The organism is Phenylobacterium sp., assembly GCF_036501465.1.
GTDB lineage: Bacteria > Pseudomonadota > Alphaproteobacteria > Caulobacterales > Caulobacteraceae > Phenylobacterium.
In genome coordinates, this window is the sequence record NZ_DASYAF010000088.1 from 1 (window position 1) to 16,599 (window position 16,599).

Genomic DNA, 16,599 nt, shown 5'->3' on the forward strand with positions numbered 1-16,599 from the left:
CGCCTTCTACACGCGGGAAGACAACCTGCTGCACCAGAACCTCAATGGCCTGAGCGTCGCCAACGCGCCACAGGTCCTGCCGGGCCTGGGCGGCCTGGAAGTGGTGCAGCTGCCGTCCACCTATGACGAGTACGCCGGCTTCGCCAACGTGGACTACCACTTCACCGACCGCTTCGACGTCAGCGCCGGCGGCCGCTACAGCCACAACGAACAGAAAAGTTCGCAGACCACGTCCGGAGCCCTGGTCGGCCCGACGCCGTCGGTGGTGAGCGGGACGTCATCGGAGGGAGTGTTCACCTTCGCCGTCGCGCCCAAGTACAAGCTGACCGACGACGCCACCGTCTATGCGCGGATCTCCAAGGGCTACCGGCCGGGCGGCCCGAACGCCCTCTCGCCACTTGCGCCCACCTCCGTGCCGCGCACCTTCGATTCCGACTCCCTGGTCAACTACGAAGTGGGGATCAAGGGCGATGCGATGGAGCACCAGGTCGCCTACGACCTGTCGGCGTTCTACATCGACTGGAGCCGCATCCAGCTGCTGGCGGCGGTCAACGGCTTCGGCGTCAACACCAACGGCGGCTCGGCCAAGAGCGAGGGCGTCGAGGGCAACCTCACCTGGGCGGTGACGCCCGACCTGACCCTGTCGGCCAACGGCGCCTACATCCAGGCGAACCTGACGTCCGACACCGGCCCGCTGCTGGGCGGCCACGACGGCGACCGCCTGCCCTATGTCTCGCCGATCTCCGGCGCGCTCGACGCCAACTACAGCCACGCGCTGTCGGGCGACATCAGGGGTTTCGTCGGCGGCAGCGTCCGCTTCACGGGCCGGCGCCGCTCGGACTTCAATCCGACGATCGGCCAGATCTCGCTGCCCAGCTATTCGCAGGTGGACCTGCGGGCCGGGCTGGAATGGCAGCAGTACCGCATCGAGCTGTTCGCCAAGAACGTCGGGGACGAGCGCGGCATCCTGTCGATCGGCGGCCTCGGCTCGACGCCGCGGGGCGCGGTGCAGGCGGGTCTGATTTCGCCGCGCCTCGTGGGCGTTTCGCTCTCCGCGCGGTATTGATCCCGGGGGTCCGCCCGTCGGACCCGTTGGAGAGGAAGCTTCGGATGCGCGCCCGCCTGACCCTGGCTGCGGCCTTGCTTGCGGCCGCCACGTCCGGCGCGGCGCCGGCGCCGCCTTCGGCGCGCTACGACGTCGTCATCCGCGGCGGCGAGGTCTACGACGGCTCCGGCGGCGCCCCGTTCAAGGCCGACGTCGGGATCAAGGGCGATCGCATCGCCGCGATCGCCCCGCACCTCGCCGGCCGCGGCAAGACCGAGGTCGACGCCCATGGCCAGGCGGTCTCGCCAGGCTTCATCAACATGCTGGCCCACCCGGAGGAGAGCCTGATCGCCGATGGCCGCGGCCTCAGCGACCTCGCCCAGGGGGTCACGCTCGAGGTGATGGGCGAGGACTCGATGGGGCCGTTGACGCCCTCGATGAGGGCGCTGGCGGCCAAGCGCCAGGGCGACATCAAATACCCCGTCAACTGGTCGACGCTCGGCCAGTACATGGACATGCTGCAGGCGCGGGGGATCAGCCTGAACGTCGCGTCCTTCGTCGGCGCCGGGACGGTGCGGACCAACTTGCTGGGCGAGGCGGACGTCCAGCCGACACCGGCCCAGCTGCAGGCCATGCGCAAGCTGGTGCGCCAGGCGATGGAGGAAGGCGCGCTCGGCCTCACTGACGCGCTGATCTATTCGCCGAACACCTATGCCAAGACCCCGGAGCTGATGGCGCTCGCCAAGGTCTCGGCCCAGTGCGGCGGCATGTACATCGCCCACATCCGCAGCGAGGGCGACCGGCTGGAACAGGCGGTGCAGGAGACCATCGACATCGCCGAGACCTCCGGCGCGCCGGCCGAGATCTATCACTTCAAGCAGGCCGGCAAGGACAACTGGGGCAAGCTCGACAAGGTGGTCGCCATGATCGACGCCGAGCGCCGCAAGGGCGTGCGGATCAGCGCCGACATGTACACCTACACCGCCGGCGCCACCGGCCTCGACGCGGCCATGCCCTCCTGGGCGCAGGACGGCGGGCTGGAGAAGTGGATCGAGCGGCTGAAGGACCCGGCGACCCGGGCGCGGGTGAAGGCCGAGATGCTCGATCCGCATCCCAAGACCTGGGAGAACATCTACGCCGGCGCGGGACCCGAGGGGACGCTGTTGCTGGCCTTCAAGAACCCGAAGCTGAAGCCGCTGACCGGCAAGACCCTGGCCGAGGTCGCCAAGGAACGCGGCCAGAGCCCCGAGGACACCGCCATCGACCTGGTGATCGAGGATGGCAGCCGGGTCGGCGTCGCCTACTTCCTGATGAGCGAGGACAACGTCCGCCGCGAAGTCGGCCTGCCGTGGATGAGCTTCGGCTCGGATGAGGCCGCGCCGGCGCCGGAGGGCGTCTTCCTGCTGGCCAAGGACCATCCGCGCGCCTACGGCAACTTCGCCCGGGTGCTGGGCCACTATGTGCGCGAGACCCACGACGCGACCCTGCCCGACGCGATCCGCCGCCTGACCACCCTGCCGGCCGACAATCTTTCGCTGAAGGACCGTGGACGGCTGAAGGTCGGCGCCTTCGCCGACGTGGTGGTGTTCGACCCCAAGACCATCGCCGACCACGCCACCTACGAGAAGCCGGCCCAGCTCGCGACCGGGGTGGCCGACGTCCTGGTCAACGGCCGCTTCGCGCTGCGCGACGGCATGGCGACCGGCGCGCACACCGGCCGTTTCGTCCACGGCCGCGCCTGGACCGGCGCGCCCGGCGGAGGCTGCCGCAAGGCCGCGGCCGACTGGACCTGGGTCGGCGCGCGCCGCCAGACGCCGGCCGCCTGACGATGTCCGTTTCGACCCCTTCCAGCGAAGCCGCCCCAGGCGATTGCCCTGCCGACCGGCGTGCGCTAGACGGAGCGCGCTTCAGGAGCACCGGCCAGACGATGCGCGATCTCGCGACCCGTTCGAACCGCATCGACAGCGCCGCCGCTGGCCGCGGCCGGCTGCCCGGGTCCCTGATCGCCAAAACCATTATGATTATCGCCACCTCCGAAGCGGGGCGAACGCGCGCGAGTTAAACCCTCCGACGGTCGCAAGATCAGAGCCCCGCTTCCGAAAGGCAGCGGGGTTTTTTGTTGCGCGCCGCCGGTCCCAATCCACCGAGAGGACCGACCGATGACCGACCCCGATGATCCCGCCAACCTGGCCGTGCGCCGAGCCGCCCAGGACTTCGCCCGAAGCCTGGCGCGCCATGAAATGCTGAGCCAGGCCGTGCGCCTGGAGGCCACCCTGTACCCGACCGGCGAAGGCTCGCTGTTCGGCGTCGACCGCGCCCTGGCGGAGGCCTGGCCGCGGGATGCGGGCGCGCCACCCGCCCAGGAGGTGATCCTGGTCCGCGCCGGCGGCCGGTTGCAGGGCGTGAAACTCAGCGCCTTCGACAGCCGCGGCCGCGCGCTGCTGCGCCGCCACTACATGGCCGATGCGGCCGGCGCCGTCGAACGCGCCGAGCCGCCCCGAAAAGCCGTCGGCCATGAGTGACGCCGACCCCGTCCGCCCGCGGCGGACCTTCCTCGTAACCGCGGCCGACGCGCCGGACACGCTCCTGCGCGTGCTGAACCCCTTCGTGGTCGCCGGCGCCGCCTTCGCCGCGGTGAGCCTGGAGCGCGCCCCGCGCGGCGGCGTCGAGATCCGTATCGAGGTGGAAGGCTTGGACGCCGATCGCGCCGCAAGCCTGCGCGAACGTATCGCCGGCCTGGTTTGCGTAAGGTCCGTTGGCGTTCTGCAGCTCAATGCCGGCCGCCAGGCCGCCTGAGGTGGAGATCGCATGACCTATGGGGAAAATTGGCGCGCCCGGAACGATTCGAACGTCCGACCCTCAGATTCGTAGTCTGCGGAACGGGGCCCGAAGGGCTTACGCCATTCCACGCTATGGTGCGCTATTTCCCATTGTATTTGCTGGGATTTTCCCATCGTGTTAGGTTGACCCCTTGGGGCTCCGTCGAACTTTCGCCGGCGCCAACCCCGTTTTAGACACCGTTTTAAGCGCCACGATGGAAAGGCCTCGGACCAGCCTGAACGACAGGATCATCGGCCGGCTCCAGCCGGCTGAAAGCGGCCAGTACATCGTCCGTGACGCTGACCTCGCGGGGTTCTTCGTGGTTGTCGGCACGCGGAAGAAGACGTTCACCGTCCAATGCGACTTCTGGAAGAACGGCCGGCGCCGTTCGACGCGGCTCGCCTTGGGGTCATCCGAGACCCTGACAACCCGCGCGGCGCGGATCGCGGCCAAGGCGGCTCTGGCGAGGATCGCCTCGGGCCAGGGCGCCCGGGACCCGGAACCTTCGCGGGCGGCGGTCGACATCACGCTTCGCCAGGCCTGGCTGCGCTATCGGAGCGCCCACCTCGAGCGGAAGGGCCGCGGCGAACGGACGATCGACGGCTATGCCTACCACGTCGAGCACATGCTCGCCGACTGGCTGGACCGTCGGCTGCGCGAACTCGGCGAGGCCCCTGAGCTCGTCGTTCAACGTCATGACGCGCTGACGGCGTCTTCAGGGCCCTATGCCGCAAACGGCTGCATGCGGACGCTGCGGGCGATCTACAATCATGCGCGGCGAAGCGTGCGCGGCCTGCCGCCGGAGAATCCGGCGGCCGCGGTCGACTGGAACGAGGAGTTGCGGCGCGACGCGGCCATGGGAGGGCCGGACCTGGCGGCCTGGATCGCCCAGGCGGGGCGGCTTGCGAACCCCATCCGCCGGGAGTTCCATCTGTTCGTCCTGCTCTCCGGCAGTCGCCCGACGGCGTTGAAGGCCGCGAAGCTCGAGGACCTCGATCTCGCCGGCAGGGTGCTCCGCATCACGCGCCCCAAGGGCGGGGCCAGACGGGCCTTCGACATCCCGCTCTCGCGGCAGATGATCCTCTGCCTCGTCCGGGCGATGCGCGCGAGCCGCATGCTGCATCCCAAGGCGGCGGCGACCTGGATTTTCGCGGGTGCGGGCGGCAGCGGGCGCCTCTCCGACCACAAGGAGGATCGGGACAAGGTGCTCGGGAAGTGGGGCAACGACCTTCGCCACACCTACAGGACCCTGGGACAGGCCGCCGGCGTGCCGCCGCTCGACATGCACCTGCTGATGAACCACAGCGTCCGGAGCGTGAACGAGGGCTACATCACCCGCTCGAAGCTGCTCGACGATCATCTGCGCGCGGCGCAACAACGGATCTCCGACCACATCCTCGGCGCCGGCGCCGCGCCGCCCTGCGTCGGCTCCGCGGGGATGTGGGCCTGGCCGCGCCTGCCGTCGCGGCGCATCGGGGCCTTTCAGCCGGAGCGCGGTTACGGGCCATGAGGCGTGGCCGGGGCCTGCGGACGCGCGGCGCTGACCCGGCCGCCATTGGGATCCGTCGTCGAAGTCTGCGCCGCGCGCTCGGCCCAGGCGTCCAGGTCGCCGATCTCGTAGAGGACGATGCCGCCGACCTTCCGGTATCGCGGGCCGGTTCCAAAGGTCCGGTGCTTCTCCAGGGTCCGCCCCGACAGCTTGAGATAGGCGCCGGCCGCCGGCGTGCGCAGATACTTGTCCGGGGGACGAGATGCTTCGGCCATGCGTCCTGCGTTCGCGCGCCCATGGCTGGGCGCGCACCTGATTTTGAGACGGTCTAGCGGCGCCCAAGACGGCGGCACACTCGTAAGCCTACGAGAGGCCGCCTTTGGAGGCGGATGGACCGCGAGAGGGCGCGGTGGCGCCGAGCGGCTAGGCCACGGCCCCGGCCGCCTCCAGCGCCTGGCCGGGCAGCTCCAGTTCGCAGACCAGGCCCTCCGCCCGCCAGTCCAGTCGGCTCGATCCGCCGAGCGGCCCCGCCAGGGCGCGGGCCAGCATCGCCGTCCCCAGCCCACGCCGCGAGGGCTTCGCCACCCTTGGGCCGCCGCTTTCTTCCCAGCGCAGGGCGAGCGGCCCCTGCCCGTTCCGCGTCCAGCTCACGCTCACCCGCCCTTCGGGCTTGGAGAGCGAGCCGTACTTCGCCGCGTTGGTCGCCAACTCATGCAGGGCCATGGCCAGCGCCTGGGCCGCGGGCGGCGACAGGGCCACGTCCGGCCCGGATAGGCTGACCCGCGCCGCTTCGCCCAGGCTGAAGGCCAGCAGTTCCTCCTCCACCAGCCGGCGCAGGTCGGCGCCTTCCCAGCGCGCCTCGGAGAGCAGCTGGTGCGCGCGGCCCAGGGCCGCGATCCGTCCGGTCAGGACCTCGCGCAACGCTTCCGGCGTCTCCGCCTGCGACAGCTGCACCGTGCCCAGCACCACCGTGAGCAGGTTGTTGGCCCGGTGGTCCACCTCGCGCGCCAGCAGCCTCATCACCTCCTCGGCCGACTTGCGTTCGGTGACGTCCATCACCACCCCGATAGCGCTGCGTGACTGGCCCTGCTCGTCCATCAGGAGTTCCGCGCGCGCCATCAGCCAGCGCACCTCGCCGTCCGGCCGGCGCACCTGGTATTCGACCTCGAAGTGCCGCTCGCTGCGCGCCAGCGCCGCCAGCGCCACCTCACGCACCCGCTCCGCCTCGCCGGGCAGGTAGAGGGCGTTGATCTCGTCCAGCGACGGCCGTGCGTCGTCAGGGAACCCCAATATCCGGTTCAGCTCCGGGTTCGGCGTCACGCCACGCCGCCCGCCGATCTGCCAGACCGCCATGCGCCCGGCGTCGATGGCCAGGCGCAGCCGCGCCGCCTGTTCGTCCCGCTCCGCCTCGGCCGCCTTGCGCGCGGTGATGTCCTGGATCGTGCCGACGTAGCGGATGGCGACCTCCTGGCCGTCGACGGTCTCGAAGATCGCCTTGCCGTTGGCGGTGACCCAGCGCACCGTCCCATCCGGCAGCTTCAGCCGATACTCATAGGGGGTCTCGTCGCGCACCGCCGGATCCAGCGCCCGTTGGGCCTGGGCCGAGGTCCTCGGGAAGTCGTCCGGGTGCGTGACCTCCGCCACCATGTCGAAGTTCAGCGGCCCCTCGGCCGGGAAGCCGCAGATTGCCCGCGCCTCCGGCGAATAGATCATCTCATTGGTCTGCAGCCGCCATTCCCAGACGCCCACCGACGCGGCCGCCGTCGCCAGCTCCAGCCGGTCCTCGCTGGCCTTCAGCGCCGCCTGGCCGCCGGCCAGCGTCCGGGCGCTCAGCCGGAAGGCCTCGGCCACCACCACGATCGCGCCGGCGGAGATGAAATAGAGCGCAAGGCTCACGGTGTCGGCCTCGCCGGCCGGCCCGAAGCCCGCGGCGTGGCGCATCACCACCCGCCAGACGATCACGCCGCCCATGGCGGTGATCGCCGCGCCGGACATCCAGCCCGCCAGCAGCGTCGCCACCAGCACGGCCGGGAACAGCAGGGCGAAAGGCGCGACGCCCGGCGCCACCGCGTCGATCGCCTCGCGGACGCCCATGACCGCCAACAGGATGACGCCCGTCACCAGGATGCGGATCAGCGGCGTGGGCGCCATCCGGTCCAGCCGGCCTGGAAGGTCGATCCTGTTCAGCCGATTGAACAATTCGGCGGCCCCATGCTCGAAGCCCCATGTGGCGCGCGCCTTCCCTTCGGTCAAGGCGCCGGGGCGGGCGTCAGGCCGCGGCGGTGGCGGCGGAGTCGGGGTCGGCGATCTCGGCGAGGCGCAGGGCGGCGAACAGCTCGGCGGCCTGGATCGGCTTGGCGACATGGCCATCCATGCCGCCGGCGACGTATTCGGAGACCTGGTGGCTCATGGCGTTGGCGGTGAGCGCCACGATCGGCGTGCGCGCCCGGCCGCTCTTCGCTTCCGCCGTCCGGATCTCGCGCGTCGCCGTCGGCCCGTCCATGACCGGCATCTGCACGTCCATCAGGATCAGGTCCCAGGGCTCGCGCGCCCAGGCCTCGAGCGCAGAACGGCCATCGCCCACCAGCACCGGCTCTACGCCCACCTGCGCCAGCAGGGTTCTCAGCACCAGCTGGTTCACCGCATTGTCCTCCGCCGCCAGCACCCGCAGCGGGCGCACAGGGGCCGGCTCCGCCGCACGCGCCGGCGTGGCCGCCTCCTGGGCGTCTGCGACCCGCGGCAACGGCAGGGTGACGATGAAGCTCGAGCCGCGGCCCGGCTCACTCTCCGCGCGGATCGTTCCGCCCATCAGCTCGGCCAGTTCGCGGCAGATCGAAAGCCCCAGGCCCGCGCCGCCATAGCGCCGCGTGGTCGAGGCGTCGGCCTGCTCGAACTTGGCGAACAGCCGCGACAGCGCCTCGGCGTCGATGCCGACGCCGCTGTCGCGCACCTCGATCCGCGTGACCGCATCCTCGCGGCTCAGCGCCACCTCGATCAGCCCCGCTTCGGTGAACTTCAGGGCGTTGGAGATCAGATTGTGCAGGATCTGGCGCACCCGCGTGGGATCGCCCTGATAGATCCCGGCCACGCCCGGACCCACCGCCAACTCCACTCCCACGCCCTTGGCTTCGGCCAGCGGCGAAAAGGTGCTGCGCGCCCCGTCCGCCAGCGCGACGAGGTCGAAGTTGATGCTTTCCAGCTCCAGCTTGCCGGCTTCCACGCGGCTCAGGTCGAGGATGTCGTTGAGGATCGCCAGCAGCCCCTCGCCGGAACTCCTGATCACCTCCACCTGCTCGCGCACCTGACCAGGCAGTTTCGCCTGGGCGCCGATCGCCTGGGCCATGCCCAGCACCCCGTTCAGCGGCGTGCGGATCTCGTGGCTCATGGTGGCCAGGAAGGCGCTCTTCGCCCGGCTGGCGGTCTCGGCCTCGTCGCGGGCCGTGACCAGGGCGGCGTTGGCTTGCTTCAGCTGCCGCGCCTCGTGGAAGTTGACCGCGATGCTGATCGCCGCGTGGCCCACCACCGCCAGCATGGTCACCTCGACCAGCGCCTGGTCCAGGCCGTGGTAGTGCGGGACCACCAGCGGCGCGATCGCCGGCGCCGCCAGCGCCGGCATCGCCGGGATCAGCGATCCCATGGACCGCCCGTGGTGGGTGTCGAGATAGAGCAGGTGCCCGGCGAAGAAGGCCGCGCCCGCCAGTTGGCTGGCCACGTGGGCCTGCGACCACAGGACCGCGCCCGCCGCGCTCCAGGCCAGCGTCGCCACCGCATAGATCGCCATGCAGATGATCGCTTCCGCCCGGGAGAGTGGCAGGCCGCGGGCCATGGGCCGGGTGATCTCGCGCATCGGCCACTCGAGCAGCAGCACGACGACGACCCAGATCCCCGCCGACTTCCAGTCGGCGCCGACGCCCAGCACGCCCCAGATGACGAAGGCCATGAGCAGGCGCACCGGCGAGAAGAAGAAACTCCTCGCGCCGGCGGCCTTGAACCGCTCGTCGAACCAGTCGTCCAGCAATCGAACCCCCAAAGTCCGGCTGCGCAGGATGACCGAAGCCACCCAAGGCGGCGTTAACGCTGCGGCGGAATCTCCCCGGGAAAGATGCTCGTCGCGGGGGTAAGGCGGTCTCTCACCCTTGAAATCCAAACACCGAACGCCGGCGCCATGCTGGCCCCGCCTTGACCGCCGCTTGCCCGGCGGCGAGAACCTCAGGCCAACGGCCCCTCGCCACCCGCGGGCGGAGGGCTCGATCCCGAACCGCGGGCCAGGGAGGGAGGAGCGCATGGCGCTTCGTCAGATCATCGCCGCCACGGCGGCTTCCATCGCGCTCGCAAGCTTCGCCGCCCCGGCCTTCGCAGGCGACACTGTCAAGGTCGCCGACGGCATGCTGCACGGCGCCACGGCCGGGACCGTCACCAGCTTCAAGGACATCCCCTTCGCCGCCCCGCCGGTGGGCGACCTGCGCTGGCGGCCGCCGCAGCCGGCCAAGCCCTGGGCGGGCGTGCGCGACGCCACCCAGCTCGGCCCACAGTGCATGCAGATGCGCCGGGTCCAGGGCGAGATAAACCAGTCGGAAGACTGCCTGCAGCTCAACGTCTGGACCCCGGCCAACTTCAAGCCCGGCGCCAAGATCCCGGTGATGGTGTTCATCCACGGCGGCTCGTTCACCGGCGGCTCCGGGACCAACGCCCTCTATGACGGGACCCATTTCGCCGAGCGCGGCGTGGTGCTGGTCACCGTCAACTACCGCCTGGGCCGCCTGGGCTTCTTCGCCCACCCGGCGCTCAGCGCCGAGCAGAAGGGCCAGCCGCTCGCCAACTACGGCATGATGGACAACCTGGCGGCGCTGGCCTGGGTCCAGAAGAACATCGCGGCCTTCGGGGGCGATCCCAAGAACGTCACCGCCTTCGGCGAGAGCGCCGGCGGCATCCTGATCAACGACCTGATGGCGTCGCCCAAGTCCACCGGCCTGTTCGCCAAGGCGATCTCCGAGAGCGGCTTCGGCCGCCTGCCCGGCCAGCTCATGGCGCAGGCCGAGGAGCAGGGCGTGACCTACGCCAAGGGCCTTGGCGTCACCGGCGCGGGACCCGACGCCATGAAGGCGCTGCGCGCGCTTTCCGCCGCCGACCTCTCCAAGCCGGCCGGCGGCGTCACCCCGATCCTCGACGGGACCATCCTGCCCGAGGGCCCGGCCAAGGCCTTCGCCGCCGGCCGCGAGCAGAAGGTGCCCTACATCGCCGGCGGCAACAGCTGGGAGGCCAGCCTGTTCCCCGACCGCAAGCCGCTCGACACCGCCGGCGCGCTGAAGGCGAAGATCGCCGCCGCCTATGGCGAGGGCGGCGACATGCAGAAGATCCAGTGGGACCTCGGCACCGAGTCCATGGTCATCGAGCCCGACCGCCTGCTGGCCCGCCTGCACGTCAAGAATGGCCAGAAGGCCTGGGTCTACTACGACAGCTACATCCCGGCCTCGCAGCGGGCGACGCTCCACGGCCTCGCCCACGGCGGAGAGCTCATGTACGTGTTCGGCAACCTGCCGGACAAGGAACGCACCTTCGGCAATCGCACCATCCCAGCCGCCACCGACGCCGACCGCAAGTCCAGCAAGGCGATGACCGACGCCTGGGCCGCCTTCGCCAAGACCGGCGATCCCTCGACGCCCACCGCCGCCTGGCCGAAGTACGGCGCCTCGGACAACGTGCTCGAATTCGGCGCCGATGGCGTGGGCGTGCGGACAGGCTTCCACAAGACCACCCTCGACCTGGTCGAGCAGTACGCGGCGACGGCCGGCGGGTACTAGGCGCCGCCGCCGTGGAGACCCGCGACATCGCCTATCGCGCCGATGGCGAGGACCTCCTCGGCTACCTCGCCGTCCCGGCCGGCGGCGGTCGCGGGCCCGCAGTGCTGGTGGGCCACGAGGGGCCCGGTCTCACCGAGCACACCAAGGCCTGCACACGCCGCCTGGCCGAGCTGGGCTATGTGGCCTTCGCCCTCGACTACCACGGCGGCGGCGCGCCGATCGCGATGGAGACGGCCCAGGCCCGCCTGCGCGCCTGGTTCGCCGATCCGGCCGGCATCCGCATCCGCGCTCAGGCGGGTCTCGATGTCCTCATCGCCCAGCCGGACGTCGATCCGGGCCGCGTGGCCGCCATCGGCTATTGCTTCGGCGGCGCCACGGCGCTGGAACTCGCCCGCACCGGCGCGGACCTCAAGGCGGTGGTCGGCTTCCATTCGGGCCTGAAGACCGGCCGGCCGCAGGACTCCGCCAACATCAAGGGCAAGGTCCTGGTGCTGATGGGCGCCGACGATCCTCTCGTCCCGGCCGAGCACCGCGCGGACTTCGAAAGGGACATGACCGCAGCCAAGGTTGACTGGCGCATGGTGGTCATGGGCGGCGTCCAGCACAGCTTCACCAATCCCGACGCCGCCGGCCTGGGCATCCCCGGCATCGCCTACGATCCGGCCGCCGACCGCCGCAGCTGGCGCGCCATGCTCGACCTCTTCGCCGAGACGATCGGGATCCCCTAGCCCCATGGCCCTCGATCTCCTGTGCATCGGCCTGACCACCCTCGACGTCGTCGCCCGGCCGATCGACCGCCTGCCGGACAAGGAGGAGACCATCCTCATCGACGGCATCGAGGTCGTTCCCGCCGGCACGGCCGCGGGCGCGGCCCTGGTGGCCGGCGCGCTGGGCCTCGACGTCGGCCTGGCGGGCGCCGTCGGCGACGACCGCAACGGCCGCTTCGTCCGCCTGGTGCTGGGCGAGACCGGCGTGCGCACCGACTGGCTGCAGACCATCCCTGAGGCGCCCACCTCGACCACCGTGCTGGCCATCGACGCAAACGGCCGTCGACCCGCCTTCCATGCCCTAGGCGCCAGCCACCGCTTCGCGCTTTCGCCGCCCGTCTTCGAGGCCGCCGCCGCGGCGCGCTTCGTCCACTGGGCCGGCGTCGGGGCCCGCAACCTCGACCGCGGTCCGGGGGCTGAGCTGCTGGCCGCCGCCAAGGCCGGCGGCGCCGTCGTCACCTGCGACCTGATCTCGCCCAATCGTCATGCCGCCGAAGAGCTTTCCCGCCTGCTGCCCTATGTCGACTGGTTCCTGCCCAGCGCCACCGAGGCCCTGGCGCTCTCCGGCGCCGCGGATCTGCCCGCCGCCGCGGCGCACTTCCGCGCCCAGGGCGCGGGCGCATGCATCATCAAGAACGGCGCCGACGGCGCGTTCTTCAGCCTGGGCGAACGCCAGCTCACCCTGCCCGCCCACGCCATCTCGCCCGTCGACACCACCAGCTGCGGCGACGCCTGGTGCGCGGGCTTCATCGCGGGCCTGCGCCACGGCTTCGATCCCGTCGAGGCCGCCCGTTTCGCCACGGCGACCGCCGCCCTGGTCGCCCAGGGGCTCGGAACCCTGGGGCGGCTCCAGGATTTCGACACGACGCTCCAGGCCATGCGCACCCTGCCGCTTCGGGAGCCCGCCCTTGCCTGAACTCAGCGAACAGCAGGCCCGCGAGGCCATCGTCCAGGCCATGCAGGCCATGGACGCCCGCGGCCTCAACCGCGGCACCTCCGGCAACGTCTCCCTGCGCTGGGGCGATGGCCTGCTGGTCACCCCCAGCGGCGTCACGCCAGACCGGCTGACCGCCGAGGGCATCGTCCATCTCGACGCCGAGGGCCACGCCGCGCCCGGCGCGCTGAAGCCCTCCAGCGAATGGCGCATGCACGCCGGCGTCCTGACGCGGCGGCCCGATGTGCGCGCGGTCGTCCATTGCCATGCCCGCCACGCCACCATCCTGGCCTGCGCCGGCAAGCCGATCCCGCCGGCCCACTACATGGTGGGCGTGGGCGGTGGCTCCGATGTCCCGCTCGCCCCCTACGCGCCCTTCGGCTCCGACGAACTGGCCCAGGCGGTGATCGAGACCCTGCAGGGCCGTTTCGCCTGCCTGATGGCCAACCACGGCCTGATCGCCGTCTCCACCAGCCTGCCCCGCGCGCTGGCCATCGCCGAGGAGATCGAGGAACAGGCCGCCGTCTATTGGGGGACCCTCGCCATCGGCGGCCCGAACCTGCTCACCGAGGACCAGATGGCGGACATCCTCCAGCGCTTCCAGAGCTACGGCCAGAAGCGCTAGGCCACCGGCCTCGCGGCCGCAGCCCGTCAGACTCGCCCGACGCATGAGTCAACTTGACTAATAATATTATTTCCACTGAACAATAATCTGGAGTCTGGGACGTCCTCCAGTGGGGCGGACGCGTATGCTCAGGCCATGAGTAGGGGGAAGACCTATGAATCGTGTTGCCGGCCTCGGGCTGGGGCTTTTGGGGGCTGCGATGGTGACCGCTTCGGCGGCGCCGGCGGCCGCGGCGCAGATGCGCTACGACATCACCTTTACGGACACCGGAACGCTGAACGGGGTGGCCTTCACCGACCAGTCGGTCGACATCAGCATGATCGGCGACCCTGGCGCCCTCACGCCGCAGACGCCGTTTCCTGGGTTCACTGTCGAGACCATCGATCCGCTGGTCTCCGCCACCGTCTCGATCGGCGGCGGCCCGGCCGCGACCTTCGATTTCGCCACCCGGCTGGGTTTGACCACGGTCGACAACGGCGGCTTCGAGACCCTCTTCTTCTCCCGCACCGGCGTTCTCGGCTCCGACATCGCCGATCTCGTGCTGGCGGTCGACCCTGCGACGTTCGACTTCTCGAAACCCATGGCGCCGCTGGCGACGCCCTTCCCGCTGTTCGACACCTCGACGGACACGACCCCGATCCAGACCTCCCAGGGCGTGCTGATCTTCACCGATCAGGCCCCGGCGACGGACGGGACCTTCGCGATCGCCGGCGTCCCGGAGCCGGCGGCCTGGGCGCTCATGCTGACGGGCTTCTTCTCGGCCGGGGCCGCCTTGCGCCGCCGACGCCGTCATACGCCGGTCTGCCAAGCCTAAAGCCCGAGCCCGCCTGACCGTCGCTAGGGCTTCAGGCGGGCCCGGCTGGGGCCACCTACGCCCTGCTTGGTGAGCCAGCTCGTCAGCAGGCCGAAGTATTCCGTCGAGTCCGGGGTTCCCAGGGCCGCCTTGGCGGGGTCCAGCAGGTCCTTGGCCGGGACCTTGGTCTGCATCTCGTGGTCCGCGCCGGCGATCACCGCCACCTCCATGTTGGGCAGCTTCGGCGCCACCGCCTTCAGCTTCTCGACCGAGGTCGCCACCGGCACCACCGGATCGGTCGCGCCATAGATCACCAGCATCGGGACCTTCACCGCCTCCAGCGTCGCCATTGGATCGTGCTCGATCTCCCTGCGCCAGCGCGAGGTCGCCCGGTCGCCGACCGCCGGGCTCATGTAGAGCAGGCCGAACCATGGCTTGGTCTTGATGCCGTCGACCAGGCGCTGCGCCGTCGCCCGCTCGCCCTTGCCGCGCATGTAGTCGTCCACCGCCCTGCGCGCGGCGGTCATCTGCGCGATGTCCGACGGCGGATAGCCGTTCACCCGCAGCGCGTTCTGCGACGAGAAGATCATCTGCAGGTCCGGCGTCACCACCGGCGCCGAGATCGACACCGCGAAGCGGAACACCGGGCTCTTCGACGCCGCCAGCAGCGACAGCCATCCGCCCTGGCTCAGGCCCCAGACGCCGATCCGCTTGGGATCGATCCGCGGGTCCTTGGCCAGCATCCGGCCCGCCGCGATCGCGTCGTCCGCCAGCATGGCGTAGTCGCTCTTCGAAAGGTCGCCGCCCGAGGCGCCCGATCCGCGCCGGTCGTAGACGAACACCGCGATCCCAAGGGGCGGCAGCATCTCGGTCAGGTGCCGGTAGAGGCTCGCGCCCCTGAGCGGGATCGCCGCCCCGTGCGTCACCACCACCGCGCCCAGCGCCCGGCCGCCCTTCGGCAGGAACAGCGTCCCCTTCAGCGTCGCCCCGGCGTTCTCGAAGCTCTTCTCCTCGCTCATCACCTGCGGCGAAGCTGGCGCGGCCCAGACCGGCGTGGCTGAGACCGGCGCGGCCGCCGCCGCGGGCGACGCCAGGGCCGGCGGTCCGGTCACGATCAGCGCGGCGGCGACAATGCGGGCGGATGCGACGAAAGCCATGACTCACACTCCCCAAACTCGGGAGAGCGCGAACCTAGAGCCCCGTCCGGCGGAATTATGACCCTCCCGTCGAGGCGACGCTGCGAGAGGCCTCCGCCACCTGAAAGCCGCCAAGCTCGACGGAGGTTTTTGACGATCCGTTTTGTGGATCGTACATTTTATACAATTCACTTGCAGGGACCTCGAATGCCTTCTACGCGCCATCCGGTGAACGACTGGGACTCCCTCGGCAGCAGCGGCGCAACGCGCAGCGAGCGTCTGCGCGGCGCGCGGAAGGCCGCCGGCTACGCCAGCGCCAGCATGGCCGCCAAGACGTTCGGGTGGAGCGTCAACACCTACAGCTCGAACGAGAACGGCAATGCGCCCTATTCCTACAAGACCGCCCGCCTCTATGGCGCGGCGTTCGGGGTCCGCGCCGAGTGGCTCTACGAGGGCGAGCCGCCGATGGTCGCCGCCCACGATCCGGCCGGCGACGGTGACGAACGGCTGGTGCCGGTGATCGGCCATGTCGGCGCCGATGCGCAGGGCGCCGTGCTGTTCGCGCTTGGCCAGACGCCGGGCGATCTCGTCCCGATCCCGCCCGGCGGCACGGACCAGGCCCGCGCCCTGCTGGTCACGGGGGGCTCGATGCCGGGCCTCGCCGACCATGGGGCGCTGATCTATTTCGAATATCAGCGTACCCCGCCGTCCCCGGACATGCTCGGGCATGTGGTGGTGGTCGAGACGGAGACGGAAGAAGTCCTGGTCAAACGGCTGCTGCGGGGGGCCCGCGCCGGCCTGTTCGACCTCGAAAGCCTGGCCGGTCCGACGCGCCGGGATTGCCGGCTGCGCTGGGCGGCGCACATCACCGCCATCATCCCGCCGTGGCAGGCCCGCCGCATCCTGAGGACCCATGCCGCCTAGGCCCGGGACCGGTCCGTCATCGATCGCAGCACGCCGGACGGCTCGGCCCGGCCGCGCCACCGGGACGACTTGACCGCCAGCCCGAACGCCTTCGCCCTGGCGCTCGACCGGGCCTTGCGCCGGGAACCCAACCTGTCGGCGCTCCATCGCGACCTCAAGCGGCAAGGCCTGGTTTTCAACCGCACCACCCTGCGGGTCTGGCGATGCGGGCTGAAGGTTCCGACCCATGCCAGGTCGTTCGAGATCCTCGCCGCCCTGGAACGGC

At 70.8% G+C, this 16,599-nt stretch carries 16 protein-coding genes and 1 tRNA gene; 12 read left to right on the forward strand and 5 right to left on the reverse strand.

Going from position 1 to position 16,599, the window contains the following annotated elements:
• From VGL85_RS08985 to VGL85_RS09000, 4 genes are all read left to right on the forward strand, one after another.
• A partial coding sequence (locus tag VGL85_RS08985; RefSeq protein WP_331588233.1) for a TonB-dependent receptor occupies window positions 1-1,066 on the forward strand: 1,066 nt, incomplete at its 5' end.
• Between the two features lie 44 nt (window positions 1,067-1,110).
• Window positions 1,111-2,871 (forward strand): D-aminoacylase, encoded by a 1,761-nt coding sequence (locus tag VGL85_RS08990; RefSeq protein ID WP_331588235.1) that lies wholly within the window; start codon window positions 1,111-1,113, stop codon window positions 2,869-2,871.
• 333 nt (window positions 2,872-3,204) lie between these two features.
• Window positions 3,205-3,567: a hypothetical protein gene (locus tag VGL85_RS08995; protein ID WP_331588238.1), complete on the forward strand. Its 363-nt coding sequence runs from the start codon at window positions 3,205-3,207 to the stop codon at window positions 3,565-3,567.
• Entirely contained in the window at window positions 3,560-3,841 is a 282-nt protein-coding gene (locus VGL85_RS09000) for a hypothetical protein (RefSeq protein WP_331588240.1), read from the forward strand. Before VGL85_RS08995 ends, VGL85_RS09000 begins: the two co-directional genes overlap by 8 nt.
• Before the next feature lie 30 nt (window positions 3,842-3,871).
• Here the strand turns inward: VGL85_RS09000 and VGL85_RS09005 are convergent.
• Window positions 3,872-3,956, reverse strand: a tRNA-Arg gene (locus VGL85_RS09005).
• Between the two features lie 123 nt (window positions 3,957-4,079).
• On the opposite strand from VGL85_RS09005, the gene VGL85_RS09010 reads away from it, so the two are divergent.
• A complete protein-coding gene (locus VGL85_RS09010) occupies window positions 4,080-5,375 on the forward strand; it encodes an integrase arm-type DNA-binding domain-containing protein (RefSeq protein ID WP_331588242.1) in 1,296 nt (431 codons plus the stop codon).
• Here VGL85_RS09010 and VGL85_RS09015 read toward each other — a convergent pair.
• From VGL85_RS09015 to VGL85_RS09025, 3 genes are all read right to left on the reverse strand, one after another.
• Window positions 5,363-5,629, reverse strand: a complete 267-nt coding sequence (locus VGL85_RS09015; RefSeq protein WP_331588244.1) for a DNA-binding protein — start codon at window positions 5,627-5,629, stop codon at window positions 5,363-5,365. The two genes, VGL85_RS09010 and VGL85_RS09015, sit on opposite strands and share 13 nt — an antisense overlap.
• 148 nt (window positions 5,630-5,777) lie before the next feature.
• On the reverse strand, window positions 5,778-7,553 hold the full coding sequence (locus VGL85_RS09020) for a PAS domain-containing protein (RefSeq protein ID WP_331588246.1): 1,776 nt from the start codon (window positions 7,551-7,553) through the stop codon (window positions 5,778-5,780).
• Window positions 7,554-7,623: 70 nt separating this feature from the next.
• Window positions 7,624-9,372, reverse strand: a complete 1,749-nt coding sequence (locus VGL85_RS09025; RefSeq protein ID WP_331588248.1) for an ATP-binding protein — start codon at window positions 9,370-9,372, stop codon at window positions 7,624-7,626.
• A 265-nt stretch (window positions 9,373-9,637) separates the two neighbouring features.
• Between VGL85_RS09025 and VGL85_RS09030 the strand changes: the two genes are divergently transcribed.
• The 5 genes from VGL85_RS09030 (at window position 9,638) to VGL85_RS09050 (ending at window position 14,295) form a co-directional block, all read left to right on the forward strand.
• Window positions 9,638-11,155: a carboxylesterase/lipase family protein gene (locus VGL85_RS09030; protein ID WP_331588250.1), complete on the forward strand. Its 1,518-nt coding sequence runs from the start codon at window positions 9,638-9,640 to the stop codon at window positions 11,153-11,155.
• 11 nt (window positions 11,156-11,166) lie between these two features.
• Window positions 11,167-11,883 (forward strand): dienelactone hydrolase family protein, encoded by a 717-nt coding sequence (locus tag VGL85_RS09035; protein ID WP_331588252.1) that lies wholly within the window; start codon window positions 11,167-11,169, stop codon window positions 11,881-11,883.
• A 4-nt stretch (window positions 11,884-11,887) separates the two neighbouring features.
• Window positions 11,888-12,838 (forward strand): carbohydrate kinase family protein, encoded by a 951-nt coding sequence (locus VGL85_RS09040; RefSeq protein ID WP_331588254.1) that lies wholly within the window; start codon window positions 11,888-11,890, stop codon window positions 12,836-12,838.
• Window positions 12,831-13,481 carry a class II aldolase/adducin family protein gene (locus VGL85_RS09045; RefSeq protein WP_331588256.1) on the forward strand — a complete coding sequence of 217 codons (651 nt, stop codon included), beginning with the start codon at window positions 12,831-12,833 and terminating at the stop codon, window positions 13,479-13,481. The genes VGL85_RS09040 and VGL85_RS09045 overlap by 8 nt, the downstream gene beginning before the upstream one ends.
• 199 nt (window positions 13,482-13,680) lie before the next feature.
• Complete coding sequence (locus VGL85_RS09050; RefSeq protein WP_331588258.1) at window positions 13,681-14,295, forward strand: PEPxxWA-CTERM sorting domain-containing protein; 615 nt, start codon at window positions 13,681-13,683, stop codon at window positions 14,293-14,295.
• A gap of 23 nt (window positions 14,296-14,318) precedes the next feature.
• On the opposite strand, the gene VGL85_RS09055 is transcribed toward VGL85_RS09050, so the two are convergent.
• On the reverse strand, window positions 14,319-15,431 hold the full coding sequence (locus VGL85_RS09055; protein ID WP_331588260.1) for an alpha/beta hydrolase family protein: 1,113 nt from the start codon (window positions 15,429-15,431) through the stop codon (window positions 14,319-14,321).
• 186 nt (window positions 15,432-15,617) lie between these two features.
• Here VGL85_RS09055 and VGL85_RS09060 point away from each other — a divergent pair, with 186 nt between their 5' ends.
• Both VGL85_RS09060 and VGL85_RS09065 read left to right on the forward strand, forming a co-directional pair.
• Window positions 15,618-16,334, forward strand: coding sequence for a helix-turn-helix transcriptional regulator (locus VGL85_RS09060; RefSeq protein WP_331588262.1), 717 nt, complete (start codon window positions 15,618-15,620; stop codon window positions 16,332-16,334).
• Window positions 16,335-16,403: 69 nt separating this feature from the next.
• Window positions 16,404-16,599 (forward strand): hypothetical protein (locus tag VGL85_RS09065; RefSeq protein ID WP_331588264.1); only part of this gene is annotated, 196 nt, incomplete at its 3' end.